The organism is Streptomyces sp. NBC_00273 (genome assembly GCF_036178145.1).
Taxonomy (GTDB): domain Bacteria; phylum Actinomycetota; class Actinomycetes; order Streptomycetales; family Streptomycetaceae; genus Streptomyces.
In genome coordinates this window covers 2,924,372-2,938,600 of record NZ_CP108067.1, presented here as the reverse complement: position 1 = coordinate 2,938,600, position 14,229 = coordinate 2,924,372, and the positions used below count along the sequence as shown (strand labels likewise).

Annotated in this window: 13 protein-coding genes; 3 read left to right on the top strand and 10 right to left on the bottom strand. The window is 70.7% G+C overall.

Features of this window, described 5'->3' with window-relative positions; translation table 11 throughout:
• The first annotated feature begins 293 nt into the window (after window positions 1-293).
• Genes OG386_RS12280 through OG386_RS12270 form a run of 3 tightly spaced genes read left to right on the top strand, consistent with a single transcriptional unit; the run spans window position 294 to window position 4,810 of the window.
• A complete protein-coding gene (locus OG386_RS12280) occupies window positions 294-1,121 on the top strand; it encodes an FAD binding domain-containing protein (protein ID WP_328788193.1) in 828 nt (275 codons plus the stop codon).
• Window positions 1,118-3,835: a molybdopterin-dependent oxidoreductase gene (locus OG386_RS12275; RefSeq protein ID WP_328788192.1), complete on the top strand. Its 2,718-nt coding sequence runs from the start codon at window positions 1,118-1,120 to the stop codon at window positions 3,833-3,835. Before OG386_RS12280 ends, OG386_RS12275 begins: the two co-directional genes overlap by 4 nt.
• A 3-nt stretch (window positions 3,836-3,838) precedes the next feature.
• Window positions 3,839-4,810: an antibiotic biosynthesis monooxygenase gene (locus tag OG386_RS12270; protein WP_328788191.1), complete on the top strand. Its 972-nt coding sequence runs from the start codon at window positions 3,839-3,841 to the stop codon at window positions 4,808-4,810.
• Between the two features lie 33 nt (window positions 4,811-4,843).
• Here the strand turns inward: OG386_RS12270 and OG386_RS12265 are convergent, their stop codons facing one another.
• The 10 genes from OG386_RS12265 to OG386_RS12220 all read right to left on the bottom strand — a co-directional run bounded on the left by OG386_RS12265 (window position 4,844) and on the right by OG386_RS12220 (window position 14,152).
• Complete coding sequence (locus OG386_RS12265) at window positions 4,844-5,599, bottom strand: sirohydrochlorin chelatase (protein WP_328788190.1); 756 nt, start codon at window positions 5,597-5,599, stop codon at window positions 4,844-4,846.
• Window positions 5,600-5,604: 5 nt separating this feature from the next.
• Window positions 5,605-6,501, bottom strand: a complete 897-nt coding sequence (locus tag OG386_RS12260; RefSeq protein WP_328788189.1) for an ABC transporter permease — start codon at window positions 6,499-6,501, stop codon at window positions 5,605-5,607.
• Window positions 6,488-7,282: an ABC transporter ATP-binding protein gene (locus OG386_RS12255; RefSeq protein WP_327382620.1), complete on the bottom strand. Its 795-nt coding sequence runs from the start codon at window positions 7,280-7,282 to the stop codon at window positions 6,488-6,490. Before OG386_RS12255 ends, OG386_RS12260 begins: the two co-directional genes overlap by 14 nt.
• A gap of 34 nt (window positions 7,283-7,316) precedes the next feature.
• Window positions 7,317-8,450 carry an ABC transporter substrate-binding protein gene (locus OG386_RS12250; protein ID WP_328788188.1) on the bottom strand — a complete coding sequence of 378 codons (1,134 nt, stop codon included), beginning with the start codon at window positions 8,448-8,450 and terminating at the stop codon, window positions 7,317-7,319.
• Window positions 8,451-8,664: 214 nt separating this feature from the next.
• Window positions 8,665-10,014: a sulfate adenylyltransferase subunit 1 gene (locus tag OG386_RS12245; RefSeq protein WP_328788187.1), complete on the bottom strand. Its 1,350-nt coding sequence runs from the start codon at window positions 10,012-10,014 to the stop codon at window positions 8,665-8,667.
• Between the two features lie 2 nt (window positions 10,015-10,016).
• A complete protein-coding gene (gene cysD, locus OG386_RS12240; protein WP_328788186.1) occupies window positions 10,017-10,955 on the bottom strand; it encodes a sulfate adenylyltransferase subunit CysD in 939 nt (312 codons plus the stop codon).
• Complete coding sequence (gene cysC, locus OG386_RS12235) at window positions 10,952-11,497, bottom strand: adenylyl-sulfate kinase (protein ID WP_328788185.1); 546 nt, start codon at window positions 11,495-11,497, stop codon at window positions 10,952-10,954. Before cysC ends, cysD begins: the two co-directional genes overlap by 4 nt.
• A gap of 47 nt (window positions 11,498-11,544) precedes the next feature.
• Window positions 11,545-12,273 carry a phosphoadenylyl-sulfate reductase gene (locus tag OG386_RS12230; protein ID WP_327382615.1) on the bottom strand — a complete coding sequence of 243 codons (729 nt, stop codon included), beginning with the start codon at window positions 12,271-12,273 and terminating at the stop codon, window positions 11,545-11,547.
• Window positions 12,270-12,449 (bottom strand): hypothetical protein, encoded by a 180-nt coding sequence (locus OG386_RS12225; RefSeq protein WP_327265047.1) that lies wholly within the window; start codon window positions 12,447-12,449, stop codon window positions 12,270-12,272. Before OG386_RS12225 ends, OG386_RS12230 begins: the two co-directional genes overlap by 4 nt.
• Entirely contained in the window at window positions 12,446-14,152 is a 1,707-nt protein-coding gene (locus tag OG386_RS12220; protein WP_328788184.1) for a nitrite/sulfite reductase, read from the bottom strand. The genes OG386_RS12225 and OG386_RS12220 overlap by 4 nt, the downstream gene beginning before the upstream one ends.
• Between the last annotated feature and the right edge of the window lie 77 nt (window positions 14,153-14,229).

Here is a 14,229-nt window from a genome sequence, read left to right as displayed (position 1 = left end):
CTCGTTCGGTGGCTGCGCCCGGTGGCTGCGCTTGACGGTGCCGGGCCGGTCGGTCGGGGATACGCTGAAAGGGAGTCTCTACGTCCGCCGGTCCTCGTCGAAGGGACCGACCGCAGCGGCCGGATGCGAACCGGATTCGACCCGGGGTCGAACCGGCGGTGACCCGTGGCCGACCCCGGGCTTCGACGCGCATGCGATGCGGTCGTCCGAGGTCGTGACGTCGCCCGCGCGCACCGGAGGAGGCCGGTGGACGGCCCGTCACACGGCTGCCGTCGTGAGGGAGCGCGATCCCCGTGGACCTCAACACGATCACCGAAGTCGTCCGGCGACCCTCCGACCGGCCGGGCGCGGACTGGCGCGAGGGCGATGCCTGGCTCGCCGGCGGGACGTGGCTGTTCTCGGTGGAACAGCCGGACCTGCGCCGCCTGGTCGACCTGACCACCCTGCGGTGGGACCCCCTCGTCCCGACCGACAAGGGCCTCGAAATCGGTGCCACCTGCACCATCCGCGAGTTCTACGCCTTCCGGCCCCCGGCCGACTGGACCGCCGGCCCCCTGTTCGGAACGGCCTGCGAGGCGTTCCTGTCCTCGTTCAAGGTCTGGAACGCGGCCACCGTGGGCGGAAACGTCTGCATGTCGCTGCCGGCCGGCCCCATGATCACGCTGACGGTCGCACTGGAAGCGCGCTACGAACTGTGGGCCCCCGACGGGACGACGCGCACCGTCGACGCCCTCGACTTCGTGACCGGCAACCACCAGAACGTCCTCGCCCCCGGGGAGATCCTGCGACGCATCGAGATCCCGGTGCACGCCCTGCGCAAACGCGCCGTGCACCGCCGGTTCACCCTGACCCGACTCGGCCGCTCGACGGCGTTCCTCGTCGGCACCCGCACGCCCGAGCACAACGACCTGCTGCTCACCGTCACCGCCGGCACCACCAGACCCGTGCGCATGGTCTTCGACACCATGCCCGACCCCCCGACCCTGCAGCAGAGCATCGACGTCATCCCCGCCGACGTCTGGTTCGACGACCCCAACGGCACTCCCGGCTACCGCCGCCATCTGACGAAGCACTTCGCCGAGGAGATCCGCCGTGAACTCGCGTCCGGGAGCCCGACATGACGTACCGCGTGAACGGCAGGAGCTTCGGCGAGGAGCCGGCGCCCGGACAGTGCCTGCGCACCTTCCTCCGCTCGCTCGGCCACTACGGCGTCAAGAAGGGCTGTGACGCGGGAGACTGCGGTGCCTGCACGGTATGGCTGGACGGCAGCCCCGTGCACAGCTGCATCACCCCCGCCTTCCGCGCCGACGGCCGCGAGGTGACCACCATCGAGGGGCTGGGCTCACCCGGCAACCTGCATCCGGTGCAGCGGCAGTTCCGCGACGCCCCGGGATTCCAGTGCGGCTTCTGCACCGCCGGAATGATCATGACCTCGGCTACCTTCACCGAGTCCCAGAAGGCCGATCTACCAAGGGCGTTGAAGGGCAACCTCTGCCGCTGCACCGGCTACCGGGGGATCGAGGACGCCGTGCGGGGCGTCGTCGGCGTGGAGAGCGCGGCGCCGGGAAAGGCCGTCGGAACGAGCGTCGGAGCCCCTGCGGCCAACGACGTGGTGACGGGCCGCGCCGAGTTCACGATGGACACCCACATGGAGGGCATGCTGCACCTCAAGGTGCTGCACTCCCCGCACGCCCACGCCCGGATCCTGTCGATCGACAAGAGCGCAGCCCTCGCGGTTCCCGGCGTACGGCGGGTCTACACCTGGGAGGACGTGCCCCGCAGACGCTTCACCACGGCGATCCACACCGACCACCTGGTCGACCCGGACGACACCCTCATCCTCGACCGGACGCTCCGCTTCGTCGGCCAGCGCGTCGTCGCGGTCGTCGCCGACACGCCCGGCGCCGCGGAGGAGGGTTGCCGCAGCGTCGTCGTCGAGTACGAGCCGCTGCCCGCGGTGTTCGACCCCGAGGAGGCCATGGCCGAGGGAGCCCCGCAGATCCACGGGGCGGACGACCCCTTCGTCCGCGACCCCGTCCACAACGTCCTGCTCGAGATCCATTCGCACGTCGGAGACGTGGACGCGGGCTTCGCCGAGGCCGACGTGATCCACGAAGGCACCTACTCGTCCCCGCGCGTGCAGCACGCGCACCTGGAGACCCACGGCTCGATCGCCTGGATGGAGGACGGACGCCTCAACGTCCGCACCAGCTCGCAGTCGCCCTCCATCGCCAGGGTCAAACTCGCCCACCTGTTCGCACTGCGCCCGGACCAGCTCCGCGTGTTCTGCAAGCGCGTCGGCGGCGGGTTCGGCGGCAAACAGGAGGTCATCTCGGAGGACCTGGCCGCGCTCGCCGCGCTGGACACCGGGCGGCCCGTGTGCTTCGAGTACACCCGGGAGGAGGAGTTCACCACGGCCTCGCCGCGGCATCCGATGACGCTGACGGTCAAGCTGGGCGCGAAGGCGGACGGCACGCTCACCGCCTTCCAGGTCCGCAACGTGTCGAACACGGGCGCCTACGGGAACCACGGCGGCGAAACCCTGTTCGCGGGCGGCGCGGCCGTCATGATCTACCGCTGCCCCAACAAGAAGTACGACGCCTACTCCGTCTACACCAACACCGTGCCGAGCGGCGCGCTGCGCGGGTACGGGATGACCCAGCCGGCCTTCGCCGTGGAATCGGCGATGCACGAACTGGCCCTCGCCCTCCACATGGACCCGCTCGAACTGCGCCGCCGCAACATCGTGCGGCCGGGCGACCCGCTCGTCGCCCTGCACGAGGGCCCCGACGACGTGATGTTCAGCGAGGACGGCCTCGCGCAGTGCATCGACCTGGTGGACCGGGCCCTGGCCCGGACGGCCGGGGACCCGCACCTCGGCCCGGACTGGCTCATCGGGGCGGGCGCCGCGGCCTCCCTGCACGAGACCGCACCCCCGACCGAACACATCTCGGAGGCCTGGGTGACGCTCGGCGACGACCTCGTCTACGAGCTCGCCGTCGGCACGGTCGAATTCGGCGAGGGCACCTCGACCGCCCACGTCCAGATCGCCGCCAACCAATTGGGCACCACACCGTCGCGGATCCGCCTCGTCCAGTCCGACACCGACCGCACGGGATTCGACACCGGAGCCTTCGCGAGCGCGGGCCTCTTCGTGGCGGGCAACGCGGTGCTGCGGGCGAGCAACGCCGTGCGCGACCGCATCCTGGAGTTCGCCGCCGCCCACACGGGCATCCACCCCGTGATGTGCTCGATGGACGACGACGGCGTCGTCTGCGGGGAGCACCGGGTGTCGCTGGCCGAACTCGTCGCGCTGGCACGGGCGCGCGGCATCCGCTTCACCGCCGCCCGCAAGGCCTACGGATCGCCCCGGAGCGCCGTCTCCAACGCGCACGGGTTCCGGATCGCGGTCCACCGGGTGACCGGTGAGATCCGCGTCCTCCACAGCGTCCAGGCGGCCGACGCCGGCGTCGTCATCAACCCCGCCCAGGTACGGGGACAGGTGGAGGGCGCCGTCGCCCAGGGAATCGGCTTCGTCCTGACCGAGAACCACCGGCTCGACGCGAACGGCGCCGTGGTCAACCCGAACCTGCGCAACTACCGCATCCCCACCTTCGCCGACGTCCCGCGCACCGAAGTGCTCCTGGTGGGCTCGGCGGACTCCGTCGGGCCGATGCGGGCGAAGGGCATGGCGGAGTGCAGCATCAACCCGGTGGCCCCCGCCCTGGCGAACGCGCTCCAGGACGCCACGGGAATCCGCTACCGGTCGCTGCCGCTGACACCGGAACGGATCTACGACCGGATCGGCGAGAAGCGGTCGCACTCGAAGGCCTGAGCCATGGACACCGACAAGCACCAACGAGACGCCGAGGCCACGGCGATCATCGCCCAGAAGGTACTGCCCGGACGGGAGCGGGAGTACGAGACGTGGCAGCAGGACGTCAACGCCGCCGCCGCCGAGTACGACGGGTACCTCGGCGTCGAGGTCGCCCCGCCGACAGCCCTGCAACCCGAATGGGTCGTGGTCTACCGGTACGACTCGATACCCCACCTGCAGGCGTGGATCAACAGCTCGACCCGGCAGGGACTCCTCGAAGTCGGCGACGAGTACCTCGACGGCCCCGGAACCCAGCAGGTCGTCAGCGGCCACGCCCCCGCACAGGATCCGCTGGTGACCGTGGTGATCACCCACCGCGTCCACCCGGAGCACGTCGAGGACTTCCTCGCGTGGCAGCGCCGGATGACCGAGGAGGAGAGCAGGTTCGAAGGCTTCCGCGGAAGCGAGTTCTTCCCGCCCATCGAAGGGGTCCAGGAGGAATGGACCACGCTGTACCGGTTCGACAACGCCGAGCACCTCGACGCCTGGCTGACCTCGGACAGGAGGCACAAGGTCCTCGCCGAGGGGAAGGAGTTCGACTTCAAACTGCGCACGATCGACAACTCCTTCGGCAGCTGGTTCGCCTTCGAGGAGAACGGCAGGGAAGCGCCGCCGCCCTCGGTCACCAAGACCGCCATCGCGGTCTGGGTCGGCCTGTACCCGACCGTCGTCCTCCTGGCGCTCGCCACGTCACCGCTGAAGATGCCGCTCTGGCTGGGCCTGCTCGTGGGGAACCTGCTGTCGAGCCTCGTCATGAGCTTCTTCACGATGCCCTACTACGTGAACCCGCTCCTGGGCCGGTGGCTGCGCCCGTCGCCGGACGAACCGCCGGCCAGGGCCAACCTCATCGGCACGGGGATCGTCGCCGTCCTGCTCGCCTTCTGGGTCGTGGTCTTCTACCTGGTGACCACCCAGATCTGGACCCTGCCCTGACCCGGCGGTGCGCCGGTGCGGCGACGGCCTGCGCTACGCAGTAAGGGCCGGCAGCCGGGCCGGCGCCGTCGTGGCCGCGTCGAAGCGGCGCAGCAGCAGCCGGGCCAGCTCCGGGGCAGCGCCCAGGACGTCCGCGACGACGTCCGCGCCCGCGGCCCCGGCGCCGGCCGCGATGCGGTCCGGGAGGCGGCCGGGGGCGATGACGTACGGAGCCACCGCCACCCGCTCGAAGCCCTCGGCACGCAGGGCCCGTACGGCGTCCTCCGTACGGGGCAGTGCGGCGGAGGCGAACGCAGGCCGCACGGCACACCAACCGGTGCGCCGCCACTCCCGCGCGGTTTCAGCGATCGCTGCGATCGCCTCCGGGTCCGAGGAGCCGGCGGACGCGAGCACCACGGCAGTGGTGGCACGGTCCGCCGGGGTGAGACCGGCTTCGGTGAGCCGGCGTTCCAGGGCGGTCAGCAGGAGCGGGGACGGCCCGAGGACCTCCGCCACCCGCACCGACAGCCCCGGCAGGCGCGAGGTCGACTCGGCGAGCGCCGCCGGGACGTCGGACTTCGCGTGGAAGGCGCGGGTCAGCAGCAGCGGGAGCGCCACGACCTCCCGTACGCCGGACAGGTAGAGCGAGGACAGGGCCTGGCCCACCGACGGGGTGTTGAAGTCCAGGAAGGCCGTCTCCACGCGCAGCCCCGGCCGCAGCGCCCGCACGCGCCCCGTGAGGGCGTGCACGGTCGCCGCGTGCCGCGGGTCGCGGCTGCCGTGGGCGATGACCAGGAGTGCCGGGGCCATGGCGATCAGCTCTTCGCCAGCAGGCCGCGGCTGCGCAGCACCCACCGCTCGACCGGGCTGAAGATCAGCAGGTCGATGGCGATGCCGACGACCAGGATCAGGATGATCGCGAGGAACACGCCCGGCAGGTCGATGTTGTTGCGGCCGTTCTCCAGCAACTGGCCCAGGCCCAGGCCCAGGTCGGGCGAGGAGGCGATGATCTCGGCGGCCATCAGGGAGCGCCAGGAGAAGGCCCAGCCCTGCTTCAGGCCGGCCAGGTAGCCGGGCAGCGCGGCCGGCATGACGATGTGCCGGGCCCCGGCCAGACCGGTGGCCCCCAGGGTGCGGCCGGCCCGCAGGTACAGCGGCGGGATCTGGTCGATGCCGGAGACGAGGCCGTTGGCGATGGAGGGGACGGCGCCCAGCAGGATCACCGTGAACATCATCGCGTCGTTCAGGCCGAACCACAGGACGGCCGGCGGTACCCAGGCCACCGACGGCAGCGACTGCAGGCCCTGCAGGATCGGGCCGATCGCGGCGCGGACGAACTTCACCCGGGCGACGAGCAGTCCGAGCGGCGTACCGATGGCCAGGGCCAGCAGGAAGCCGAGCAGACCGCGGGAGACGCTGGTCCAGATGACCTCCAGCAGCGTGCCCTTGACCCACATGTCGGACAGGCTGTCCCAGACTGCGGACAGTGCGGGCAGCTTGGTCTCTTCGGTGACGTGCGTCGCGACGAGGACCTGCCAGACCAGGAGCACCAGGCTCACGGCCAGGACCGGCGGGAAGACCTTCTTGACGAGGATCTCCCGGACCGGGGTGCGGTGGGTCTGGACCGCGTCGAGGGCGTCGAGGCCCGCCTCCAGGCCGGCCAGGTCGTCGGTCTTGCCCGTGGCCTTCGAAGTGATGTCAGTGCTGGCCATGGCGGCGGATCTCCCCACGCAGGTGTTCAGTGATCTCCAGGGACAGTTCCGCAACGTCCGCGTCCTCGATGCGGCGCGGCTGCGGGATGTCCACGGTCCATTCCTTCGCGACCCGGCCGGGGCGGGAGGAGAGCAGGACCACGCGCTGGGCGAGGCGGACGGCCTCGCGCACGTTGTGGGTGACGAAGAGGACGGACAGACCCGTCTCTGCCCAGATGCGGGTGAGTTCGCCGTGCAGCACGTCCCGGGTGATGGCGTCGAGCGCGGCGAACGGCTCGTCCATCAAGAGCAGCCGGCTGTCCTGGGCGAGCGCCCGGGCCAGGGCCACGCGCTGGCGCATGCCGCCGGACAGCTCGTGCACGCGCTTGCCGTACGAGCCGCCGAGGCGGACCAGCTCCAGCAGCCGCTCCGCCTCGAGGCGGCGGTCGGCCTTGGCCACCCCGCGCAGGCGCAGGGCGAGTTCGATGTTCTTGCCCGCGGTCAGCCACGGGAAGAGGGCGTGCTCCTGGAACATGAGCGCCGGACGGCCGCCGGGGGTCTCGATGGACCCCGCGGACGGCTTGTCCAGACCCGCGACCAGGTTCAGCAGCGTGGACTTTCCGCACCCCGAGGCACCCAGGATGGTGACGAACTCGCCAGGAGCGACATCGAGGCTGATGTCGTCCAGGACGAGCTGCGATCCGGCCGGGCCGGAGAAGGACTTCGAGACGTGCTCGATGCGGGCGGCGTGGGTGCGCTCCGCAACGGAGCCCTCGGCAGCCTTGGCAAGCGTGGTGGCCATGGTCGTCACCTCCTGGGATTGCTGGATTGCGGGGTTACTTGGCGCCGAGACCGGCGTCGGAGACCTCGGGCTTGCCGGCGGCCTTCAGCACCTTGTTCAGGAGCGTCAGGTCGTAGATCCCGGTCAGGTCGGGCTGCTCGATGAGCTTGGCCTTGACGGCCCACTCCGACTGCGTCTTCAGCGTGGAGGCCAGCGGGTCGTCGGTGATGGCGATGCTGGGCCACGCCGGGTCGATGACCTTCGCGTCGAGCGGCTTGCCGCCCTCCGCCTCGAGCCGCGCGTTCGCGGAGGCCTTCGCCTTGTCCTGGTTGGCGTGGATCCACTCGTTGGTCTTCACCGTGCCGCGCAGCACGGCCTCGACGACGTCCGGGTGCTCCTTGAGGAACTTCTGCGACACGATGATGTTCGTGATCACGAACTTCTTGTCGGGCCACAGGTTGGTCTCGTCGAGGAGGACGGAGCCGCCGTCGGAGACGAGCTTGGAGGCCGTGGGCTCCGGCACCCAGGCGCCGTCGATCGAGCCCTGCTTGAACGCGTCCGGGGTCACCTTGTTGTCGGTGCGGACGACGGAGACGTCACCCTTGCCGGACTCCGGGTCGACCTTCCAGCCCTTCTCGGAGATCCAGTTGAGGAACGCGACGTCCTGCGTGTTCCCCTTCTGCGGGGTGGCGATCTTCTTGCCCTTGAGGTCGTCCAGGGTCTTGATCTTGTCCGGGTTCACGACGAGCTTGACGCCGCCGGAGGCGGAACCGGAGATGATCCGCAGGTTCGAGCCCTTGGACTTCACGTAGCCGTTGATGGAGGGCGAGGGGCCGATGAAACCGATGTCGAGAGAGCCGCCGTTGAGGGCTTCGATCTCGGACGGGCCGGCGTTGAAGGACTGCGGCTTGATCTTGGTGCCGTTCAGTTCCTTCTCGATCAGGCCTTCCTGGAGTCCGACCAGCGCGGTGGCGTGCGTCAGGTTGGGGAAGTACCCGATGCGGACCTCGGGGGCGGAGAGCTTCTTGCCGGCGTCGGCCGCGTCGGCGGCCTTCGGCTCGTCCTTCTTGGCCTCGGAACCGTAGCCGCAGGAAGCGAGCGCACCGATCAGGAGGGGCAGGGCGGCGGCGGCGACGATGCCGCGGCGGAGGGTGGAGCGGGAGGCGGTGCGGTTACCGGTGGCAGGCACGGGAGGACTTCCTCTCGTGACGGCGTCATCTCATGACGCACGTCTTCGTTTGTGGAGCGATGGCGGGTACGGCTGGTGGGGGGTGTGGGCGCGCATGCGGTGCGCGTACGTCATCGCGCACATCGCGCAACCCCTCCCTGGCCGCTGCCGAGGGCGCCGCTGCCCACGCGGCCGCCCTCCTTCGCGAAGGTCGAGTAGACGTCGGGGAGCATGGTTAGAAGTCCCAACCTTCCTCGTCGGCCTGGACGGTCGTGTCGGCCTTGGAGGCGAAGGATTCGCCCGCCATGCCCGCCGCCAGGGTGGTTCCGTCCGCCGGGTCGATCAGCAGGAAGGACCCGGTGCGGCGCGAGTCGGCGTACGCGTCGAGCGCGAGGGGCTCGGCGGTACGGACGACGACGCGGCCGATGTCGTTGGCCACCAGCTGCCCGGGGTTCGGGTGCTGGGACAGATCGTCCAGGGTCAGCCGCGAGGGGATCTCCTTGACGATCGCCTTGACCGTGCGCGTGGTGTGCTTGATCAGCACCCGGGCGCCGACGGCCAGCGGCTGGTCGGCCACGTGGCAGACCGTCGCCTCGACGTCCTGCGTGGTGGCCGGCGCGTTCGCGGACGGCGCGATCAGGTCGCCGCGCGAGATGTCGATGTCGTCCTTCAGCCGCAGCGTCACCGACTGCGGGGCCCAGGCGATGTCCACGCTCTCGCCGAGCGCGTCGATGCCCTCGATGACCGAGGTCCGGCCCGACGGCAGGACGGTCACGGCCTCGCCGACGCGCAGCACGCCGGAGGCGATCTGGCCCGCGTAGCCACGGTAGTCGGGGTGCTCGGCGGACTGCGGACGGATCACGTACTGCACCGGGAAACGTGCCGGGCAGGCGGTGAGGTCGTGGCTGACCGGGACGGTCTCCAGGTGCTCCAGCACCGTGGGGCCGCCGTACCAGTCCATGTTGGCGGACGCGTCGACCACGTTGTCGCCGGCCAGGGCCGAGATCGGGATCGCGGTGATCTCCGGGACGCCGAGGTCGGAGGCGTACGCGGTGAACTCCTCGGCGATGGCCGCGAAGACCGACTCCTGGTAGCCCACCAGGTCCATCTTGTTGACGGCCAGGACCACGTGCGGGACGCGCAGCAGCGCGGCCACGGCCGCGTGCCGGCGGGTCTGCTCGATCACGCCGTTGCGGGCGTCGACGAGGACCACGGCCAGGTCGGCGGTGGAGGCGCCGGTGACCATGTTCCGGGTGTACTGCACGTGCCCGGGGGTGTCCGCGAGGATGAACCGGCGGCGCGCAGTGGCGAAGTAGCGGTACGCGACGTCGATGGTGATGCCCTGTTCCCGCTCGGCCCGCAGGCCGTCGGTCAGCAGCGCGAGGTCGGGGGCGTCCTGGCCGCGCTGGGCGGAGACGGCCTCGACGGCCTCCATCTGGTCGGTCAGGACCGACTTGGAGTCGTGCAGCAGCCGGCCCACCAGGGTGGACTTGCCGTCGTCGACGGAACCGGCGGTCGCGAAGCGCAGCAAGGTGGTCGCTGCGAGGTCGGCCAGATGGGCGACCTGATCGGTGGTGCTGGTCATGTCTAGAAGTACCCTTCGCGCTTGCGGTCTTCCATCGCGGCCTCGGACATCTTGTCGTCGGCGCGGGTCGCGCCCCGCTCGGTGAGGCGGGAGACGGCGATCTCGGCGATCACGGCGTCGAGCGTGGCGGCGTCGGAGTCGACGGCGCCGGTGCAGGACATGTCACCGACGGTCCGGTAGCGGATGAGACGCGTCTCGGGCGTCTCGCTCTCCTTCGGGCCGCCCCACTCGCCGGCCGTCAGCCACATTCCGTTGCGCAGGAACACCTCGCGCTCGTGGGCGAAGTAGATCTCCGGCAGCTCGATGCCCTCGCGGGCGATGTACTGCCAGACGTCCAGCTCGGTCCAGTTCGAGAGCGGGAAGACCCGCACGTGCTCGCCGGGGGCGTGCCGGCCGTTGTAGAGCTGCCACAGCTCGGGGCGCTGGCGGCGCGGGTCCCACTGCGAGAACTCGTCGCGGAGGCTGAACACCCGCTCCTTGGCGCGGGCCTTCTCCTCGTCGCGGCGGCCGCCGCCGAAGACGGCGTCGAACTTCAGGCTCTGGATCGCCTCGGTCAGCGGCACGGTCTGCAGCGGGTTGCGGGTGCCGTCCGGGCGCTCGCGCAGCTTGCCCGCGTCGATGTACTCCTGGACGGAGGCCACGTGCAGGCGCAGGCCGTGCTCGGCGACCGTGCGGTCGCGGTACTCCAGCACCTCGGGGAAGTTGTGGCCCGTGTCGACGTGCAGCAGCGTGAACGGCACCGGTGCCGGCGCGAACGCCTTCAGCGCCAGGTGCAGCATGACGATGGAGTCCTTGCCGCCGGAGAACAGGATCACCGGCTTCTCGAACTCGCCCGCCACCTCGCGGAAGATGTGCACGGCCTCGGACTCGAGGGCGTCGAGGTGCGACAGCGCGTAGGGCGCATCCGTCTCGTCGTGGACGTGTGCGACGGTCGTCGTCATGCCAGACCCCTCTCGGTGAGCAGCGCGTGCAGGGCCGAAGCCGACTCCTGCACGGACTGCGTGTGCGACTCGATACGCAGGTCCGGGGAGTCCGGCGCCTCGTACGGGTCGTCGACCCCGGTCAGACCGGAGATCTCGCCCGCCGCCTGCTTGGCGTACAGGCCCTTGACGTCGCGCTCCGAGCAGACCTCGACCGGGGTGGCCACGTGGACCTCCAGGTACGAGGTGCCCCCGGCGGCGTGCCGCCCCCGGACGGCCTCACGGCTGTCCGCGAACGGTGCGATCACCGGCACCAGCGCCTTGACCCCGTTGCTCGCGAGGAGCTCGGCGACGAAGCCGATCCGCTGCACGTTGGTGTGCCGGTCCTCGCGGGTGAAGCCCAGGCCCGCGGAGAGGAACTCGCGGATCTCGTCCCCGTCGAGCACCTCCACCCGGTGGCCCTCGGCGCGCAGCCGCTCGGCCAGCGCGTAGGCGATGGTGGTCTTGCCCGCGCTCGGCAGCCCGGTCAGCCACACGGTGGCGCCCTGGTCGCTCACGCTCATCTGCTCTGTCTCCGTACGTTCTTCGACAAGTTCTTCGACGGTCGTCATCAGCCGTGCAGCCCGCACTCGGTCTTGCCCCGCCCGGCCCACCGGCCGGCCCGCGCGTCCTCGCCCTCGGCGACGCGCCGGGTGCACGGGGCGCAGCCGACGGAGGCGTAACCGTCCATCAGCAGCGGGTTGGTGAGTACGCCGTGTTCGGCGACGTACGCCTCCACGTCGTCCTGGGTCCAGCGTGCGATCGGGGAGACCTTGACCTTCTGCCGCTTCTCGTCCCAGCCGACCACCGGGGTGTTCGCCCGGGTCGGGGATTCGTCGCGGCGCAGGCCCGTCGCCCACGCGCTGTACGCCGTCAGGCCCTCTTCCAGCGGCTTGACCTTGCGCAGCGCGCAGCACAGGTCGGGGTCCCGGTCGTGCAGCTTCGGCCCGTACGCGGCGTCCTGCTCGGCGACGCTCTGACGCGGGGTCAGCGTGATGACGTTGACGTCCATCACGGCCTCGACCGCGTCACGGGTGCCGATGGTCTCCTCGAAGTGGTAGCCCGTGTCGAGGAAGACCACGTCCACACCGGGGAGGACCCGCGAGGCCAGGTGCGCGACGACCGCGTCCTCCATGGAGGAGGTCACGGCGAACTCCTTGCCGAAGGTGTCGACCGCCCAGCGCAGGATGTCCAGCGCCGAAGCGTCCTCCAGGTCCCGGCCCGCACGCTCGGCCAGGTCTTTGAGCGCCGCGGCCTTGAGCTCCCCGGCCGTGAGACCCGCGTCTTGAGTGGTGGTCATATCCGGTCCCCTCCCGCTGAATCCGACTGCACTCCCCGGGCCAGCAGCCCGAGGTACTTCAGCTGGAAGGCCCGGTTGCAGGCCCTGCATTCCCACGCGCCGTGACCCGTCTCGTTGGGGAACAGGTCCTCGTCGCCGCAGTAGGGGCAGTAGAACGGTGCGGCGCGCTCGCTCACGAGAGGCTCTTCTCGTCCGCGCGGGCGACCCACGCCGCGAAGCGCTCGCCGTCCTCGCGCTGCTCCTCGTAGTGCTTGACGACCCGCTCGACGTAGTCGGGCAGACCGGCCGAGGTGACCTTGAGGCCGCGGACCTTGCGGCCGAAGCCGGCCTCCAGGCCGAGGGCGCCGCCGAGGTGGACCTGGTAGCCCTCCACCTGGTTGCCGTCGTCGTCCAGGACCAACTGGCCCTTGAGACCGATGTCCGCCACCTGAATGCGGGCGCAGGCGTTCGGGCAGCCGTTGATGTTGATGGTGAGCGGCTCGGCGAAGTCCGGCAGGCGGCGCTCCAGCTCGTCGATCAGCGAGGCGCCGCGCGCCTTCGTCTCGACGATGGCCAGCTTGCAGAACTCGATGCCGGTGCAGGCCATCGTGCCGCGGCGGAACGGGGACGGCTTGACCCGCAGGTCCAGCGCCTCCAGCGCCCCGACCACCGAGTCGACCTGGTCGGCCTCGATGTCGAGCACGATCATCTTCTGCTCGGCGGTGGTGCGCAGCCGGCCGGAGCCGTGCCGCGCCGCCACGTCGGCGATCTTGGTCAGGGTGGCGCCGTCGACGCGGCCCACGCGGGGCGCGAAGCCGACGTAGAACTTGCCGTCCTTCTGCTGGTGGACGCCCACGTGGTCGCGCCACTGGCCGCTCGGCTGCGCGGGCGCGGGGCCGTCGGTCAGCTTGCGCTTCAGGTACTCGTCCTCCAGGACCTGGCGGAACTTGACCGGGCCCCAGTCGGCGACGAGGAACTTCAGGCGGGCGCGGTTGCGCAGCCGGCGGTAGCCGTAGTCGCGGAAGATCGAGATGACGCCCTCGTAGACGTCCGGGACCTCGTCGAGCGAGACCCAGGTGCCCAGGCGCACACCGAGCTTGGGGTTGGTGGACAGGCCGCCGCCGACCCAGACGTCGAAGCCGGGACCGTGCTCGGGGTGGTGCACGCCCACGAACGCGATGTCGTTGATCTCGTGCGCCACGTCGAGCAGCGGCGAGCCGGAGATCGCGGACTTGAACTTGCGGGGCAGGTTGGAGAAGTCCTTGTTGCCGACGATGCGGCGGTAGATCTCGTCGATGGCGGGGGTGCCGTCGATGATCTCGTCCTGGGCGATGCCGGCGACGGGCGAGCCGAGGATGACGCGGGGCGTGTCACCGCAGGCCTCGGTGGTGGACAGGCCCACGGCCTCCAGCCGGCGCCAGATCTCCGGGACGTCCTCGATCCGGATCCAGTGGTACTGCACGTTCTGGCGGTCGGTGAGGTCGGCGGTGCCGCGCGCGAACTCCTCCGAGATCTCGCCGATCACGCGGAGCTGCTCGGTGGTCAGCCGGCCGCCGTCGATGCGGACGCGCAGCATGAAGTACTCGTCGTCCAGCTCCTCCGGCTCCAGGATCGCGGTCTTGCCGCCGTCGATCCCGGGCTTGCGCTGGGTGTAGAGCCCCCACCAGCGCATACGGCCGCGCAGGTCGTTGGGGTCGATCGAGTCGAAGCCGCGCTTGGAGTAGATCGTCTCAATGCGTGTCCGCACGTTGAGACCGTCGTCGTCCTTCTTGAACTGCTCGTTGCCGTTGAGGGGCGTGTGGTGTCCGACGGCCCACTGGCCCTCGCCGCGGTGACGGCCGGTCTTGCGGCGCGCGGCGGCTGCGGGTGCGGCTGCGGGCGTTTCGGGGGTGGCGGCCATGGCGGTACGTCCTTCTTCGGCGGCTCGAGGCAAGGGCAGGGGGAGGCGGCGGCGCTCCCCTGCGGGCTCGGCGACTC

Coding starts and splice junctions, on each gene's coding strand:
- OG386_RS12275 (WP_328788192.1), top strand. CDS start 1,118: ATGACGTACCGCGTGAACGGCAGGAGCTTCGGCGAGGAGCCGGCGCCC.
- OG386_RS12270 (WP_328788191.1), top strand. CDS start 3,839: ATGGACACCGACAAGCACCAACGAGACGCCGAGGCCACGGCGATCATC.
- OG386_RS12265 (WP_328788190.1), bottom strand. CDS start 5,599: ATGGCCCCGGCACTCCTGGTCATCGCCCACGGCAGCCGCGACCCGCGG.
- OG386_RS12260 (WP_328788189.1), bottom strand. CDS start 6,501: ATGGCCAGCACTGACATCACTTCGAAGGCCACGGGCAAGACCGACGAC.
- OG386_RS12255 (WP_327382620.1), bottom strand. CDS start 7,282: ATGGCCACCACGCTTGCCAAGGCTGCCGAGGGCTCCGTTGCGGAGCGC.
- OG386_RS12245 (WP_328788187.1), bottom strand. CDS start 10,014: ATGACCAGCACCACCGATCAGGTCGCCCATCTGGCCGACCTCGCAGCG.
- cysD (WP_328788186.1), bottom strand. CDS start 10,955: ATGACGACGACCGTCGCACACGTCCACGACGAGACGGATGCGCCCTAC.
- cysC (WP_328788185.1), bottom strand. CDS start 11,497: ATGAGCGTGAGCGACCAGGGCGCCACCGTGTGGCTGACCGGGCTGCCG.
- OG386_RS12230 (WP_327382615.1), bottom strand. CDS start 12,273: ATGACCACCACTCAAGACGCGGGTCTCACGGCCGGGGAGCTCAAGGCC.
- OG386_RS12220 (WP_328788184.1), bottom strand. CDS start 14,152: ATGGCCGCCACCCCCGAAACGCCCGCAGCCGCACCCGCAGCCGCCGCG.